A 3,791-nucleotide genomic window follows, 5' to 3' on the forward strand; every position below is an offset into this window, starting at 1 on the left:
GACCGGCCACCAGCAACAGGAACGGCTTCTCGCTTCCGGGACGGCCGCAGATGGCGTTCAGAAAGCCCATGGGCGCGGGCGTATGGGTCAGGGTCGCCAGCCCGGCCTGGTGCAGGGCGCAGATCAACAGACCCGTGGCGATGCCGACGCTTTCGGAGACATAATAGTTCTTCCGGTCGTCGCCGGGCCGGGGACCGCCGCGCTTCTGGCCGAACACGGCGATCAGGACGGGTGCGGTCTCCAGAAAGCTCTTGTCAGGATCGGTGCCCAAGGGCGCGAGCGCATCCAGCCACTCCTGCGGCGCCTTGTCGGCATAGAACGCGCGCTCCTCCGCCTCGGCCTCGCGGCGAATGCGGGCGCGGGCCTCGGCGCTTTCGATGACGATGAAGAACCAGGGCTGATGGTTGGCCCCCGAAGGCGCCGAGCCGGCGGTCAGAAGAGCCTGCTCCACCACAGGACGCGGTACGGGACGGTCGGAGAACTCTCGCACCGTGCGCCGCCGCGCCATCTGCTCGCGGAAGGCGGCCGAAGCCATGACGATCTCGGCGTCCGTGCGCACGGGATAGCCGGTCAGGGGCGTGGACGGATGATCGCGCATACGGACCTCTTGCAGCAGCCTGGACGTTCCATGCCGCCGTCGCGTCAACCCGTCCAGCAAGGGCGCCACTTTTTCGCCCGTTCGATGGGTCATTCAGCCCGCGCCGGCAATTGCACGAGCCGGCGTTACCCGAGTCCGAGTTGATGCTGACCGTCGCCGCCGCCGTGGCCGCCCTGATGATGCTGTTCGCCGACACGGCCCAGGCCGAACCGGCGCCGCAAGGCCCCGTGGCCTATAGCGACATCATCGCCGAGGAACATGCCCGGGCCGAGGCGCAGGCGCTTCTGGAGGCCTCGCTGCATGAGGCCGAGCCCGACTGGCGGCTGTCGGCGCGGCTGTATCACGCGGGCGGCGGCGGCGCGACGGGACTGGACTCCCTGGGCTGCCAGCCGATCGCCATGCGGACGGTGGCGGTGGACCCCCGGGTCGTGCCCCGCCGCACGCGCCTGTTCATCCGCGAGACGGTGGGCTTGCCCCTCGGCGACGGCCGTACCCACGACGGCTTCTGGTATGCGTCGGATACCGGCGGGGCCATCAAGGGCGCCAAGATCGATCTCTACACCGGCCACGGCCGCGGCTCGATGGCGCCGGTCATGCCGCTGAACATGTCGACCCTGACGGTGGTGGACGCCGGATCGTTCGACGGCTGTCCTCCCGCGGAGTGATCCGGGGGGCTGGCCACGGCCTCCGTTTACCGTCTAAGTAACCCCGAGTAACGGCCCGTGAGTGCGGGCGTTGGGGGATTTTCCAATATGACGACACCGGCGCCGCAGGGCATCGAGGCCTTCTACGAGGCTGTGACCAACGTCAGTGATTTCATCTGGGGCGGCACGTGGGGCGGTGAAACCGTCCTGCCCTTCCCGCCCATGGTCATCGTGTTGCTGGGCGTCGGCGCCTGGATCATGATCGGCCTGCGTTTCTACCCGATCCTGAAGCTGGGCGAGGCCTTCGTCGGCCTGTTCAAGAAGAGCGATTCCAGCAAGGGCGAGATTTCGCCCTTCGCGGCCCTGTCCACCGCCCTGTCCGGGCAGGTAGGCACCGGCAACCTGGCCGGCGTGGCCACGGCCCTGACGCTGGGCGGGCCCGGCGCCCTGTTCTGGATGTGGATCACGGCCCTGTTCGGCATGGCCCTGGCCTTCGCCGAAGGCTCGCTGGCGATCCGCTATCGTGAGGTCGGGCCGGACGGAGCCTATCGCGGCGGCCCCATGAGCTACATCATGAAAGGCCTGGGCAAGAAGTGGACCTGGCTCGCGATCCTGTTTTGTCTGGGCACCCTGTTCTCGTCCATCGCCACGGGCAACATGATCCAGGCGAACTCCATCGCCTCGTCGATCACGAACCTGGCCCCTGTGCCCTCATGGGTGGCGGGCGTGATCGTGGCGGCCATCGTGTTCGTGGTCATCATCGGCGGCATCAAGTCCATCGGACGCGTGGCCGAGAAGGTCGTGCCCTTCATGGCCATCGCCTATCTGCTGATGGCGCTCCTGGCCCTGATCCTGAACTTCGAAGACCTGCCCGCCTCCTTCGCGCTGATCTTTGATTCCGCTTTCAACGGCATGGCGGCGACCGGCGGCTTCCTGGGCGCGGGCGTCATGATGGCGATCCGGGCCGGTGTTGCGCGCGGCCTGTTCTCCAACGAGGCGGGCCAGGGCTCGACCCCCATGGCCCACGCCGTGGCGCGCACCGATGACCCGGCGCGTCAGGGCCGCTTCGCCATGATGGGCACCTTCATCGACACCATCATCATCTGCACCATGACCGCCCTGGTCCTGCTGACGGTGCAAGGCTCCTTCCCGGCCGGAGACGGTACGGTGGAGCACGTCTGGAACTCGGACCTGCGCGGGTTCGAAATGACCCTCGCCGCCTATTCGGCGGTGTTCCCGCACCTGCTGTTCGGCTCCACCACCATAGGCGGCTTCGTGGCCTCAGTGGTGCTGATCATGTTCGTCTTCACCACCCTGCTGACCTGGAGCTATTACGGCGAGCGGGCGGCCACCCACCTGTTCGGGCCTAAGGTCGCCATTCCGTGGCGTCTCCTGTGGGTCATGATGATCATGGTCGGCGCGGTGCAGGAGATCGAGTTCGTGTGGCGCATGGGCGACATCGCCAACGCGACCATGGCCCTGCCCAACCTGATCGCCATCGCGGCCCTGTCAGCCGTAGTCTTCGCCCTGTCCCGGGGTGAGAAGACAGCGGGCAAGGACCACTAGACGCTCGAAAGGCCCTCTCCCCGTCGGGGGAGGGCCCTTTCGGGCGGCTGAAGACGATCAGCCGCGCAGGGTCGCCCAGACCAGATATTCGCGATTGCCGTCGCCGCCGGTAATGGGGCTGTCGGTGGTTTCGCGGACGGTCCAGCCCTGCTCGCCCAGCCAGGCCACGGCGCGGTCCAGCGCGGCGGCGCGCGCCTCGGCGTCGCGCACCACGCCCTTGCGGCCCACCTCGCCCCGGTTCTCCATCTCGAACTGCGGCTTGACCAGGGTCACCAGATCCGCCCCCGGCGCCGCCAGCGACAGGGCCGTCGGCAGCGCCTTGGCCAAGCCGATGAAGCTGACGTCGCAGACAATCAGTTCGGGCGCTCGGTCGATAATATCCGGCGTCAGGGTGCGGGCGTCAGTCTTCTCGATATTGACCACGCGCGGGTCGTCGGCCACGGCCGGGTGCATCTGGGCGTGGCCCACATCCACGGCGAAGACCTGCGCGGCGCCGCGCTCAAGGCACACCTCGGTGAAGCCGCCGGTGGAGGCGCCCACGTCCAGCACCACACGTCCCTCGACGGGCACCGCCCACAGGGTCAGGGCGTGATCCAGCTTCAGCGCCGCGCGGCCCACGAAGCGGTGGGCCGGCTCGGCGGTGACGGCGGCGTCCTCCTCCACCTTTTGCGCGGGGGCCTTGGCGGGCTCGCCGTTCACCCTCACCCCGCCCGCCTCGATGGCGGCGCGGGCGCGGGCGCGGGTGTCGAACAGGCCGCGCGCGACCAGTAGCTGGTCCAGCCGGGTTTTCAGGTCAGATCCTCCAGCCGCTTCAGCGCGGCCTGCATCTTCGCCTTGCCCGCCTCGGCGGCGGCCAGTTTCTCGCGTTGTTCGTCCACCACTTCGGGGGCGGCGCGGGCGACGAAATTGGGGTTGCCCAGCTTCTTGTTCACATGGCCGATATCGGAGTCGAAGTCCGCCACCGCCTTCTCCAGCCGCGCGCG

General features: G+C 68.4%; 5 protein-coding genes. 2 read left to right on the plus strand and 3 right to left on the minus strand.

Annotated elements, in window-relative coordinates; genetic code table 11:
* Positions 1–598, minus strand: a 598-nt coding sequence (locus C0461_RS13740; protein ID WP_292107796.1) for a nitroreductase family protein, incomplete at its 3' end; no start/stop codon positions are given.
* Between the two features lie 143 nt (positions 599–741).
* Between C0461_RS13740 and C0461_RS13745 the strand changes: the two genes are divergently transcribed.
* A complete protein-coding gene (locus tag C0461_RS13745; protein WP_292107797.1) occupies positions 742–1,263 on the plus strand; it encodes a 3D domain-containing protein in 522 nt (173 codons plus the stop codon).
* 87 nt (positions 1,264–1,350) lie between these two features.
* Entirely contained in the window at positions 1,351–2,808 is a 1,458-nt protein-coding gene (locus tag C0461_RS13750; protein WP_292107799.1) for a sodium:alanine symporter family protein, read from the plus strand.
* A 57-nt stretch (positions 2,809–2,865) separates the two neighbouring features.
* On the opposite strand, the gene C0461_RS13755 is transcribed toward C0461_RS13750, so the two are convergent.
* Both C0461_RS13755 and C0461_RS13760 read right to left on the minus strand, forming a co-directional pair.
* Positions 2,866–3,600, minus strand: a complete 735-nt coding sequence (locus C0461_RS13755; protein WP_292107800.1) for a TlyA family RNA methyltransferase — start codon at positions 3,598–3,600, stop codon at positions 2,866–2,868.
* Positions 3,597–3,791 (minus strand): hypothetical protein (locus C0461_RS13760; RefSeq protein ID WP_292107802.1); only part of this gene is annotated, 195 nt, incomplete at its 5' end. The genes C0461_RS13755 and C0461_RS13760, both read right to left, overlap by 4 nt.

Origin of the sequence: Brevundimonas sp., from assembly GCF_013823285.1 — a bacterium.
Taxonomy (GTDB): Bacteria; Pseudomonadota; Alphaproteobacteria; order Caulobacterales; family Caulobacteraceae; genus Brevundimonas.

Bases quoted from the DNA above. Each gene is read 5' to 3' on its own strand.
- C0461_RS13745 (WP_292107797.1), top strand. From the start codon at position 742: ATGCTGACCGTCGCCGCCGCCGTGGCCGCCCTGATGATGCTGTTCGCC.
- C0461_RS13750 (WP_292107799.1), top strand. From the start codon at position 1,351: ATGACGACACCGGCGCCGCAGGGCATCGAGGCCTTCTACGAGGCTGTG.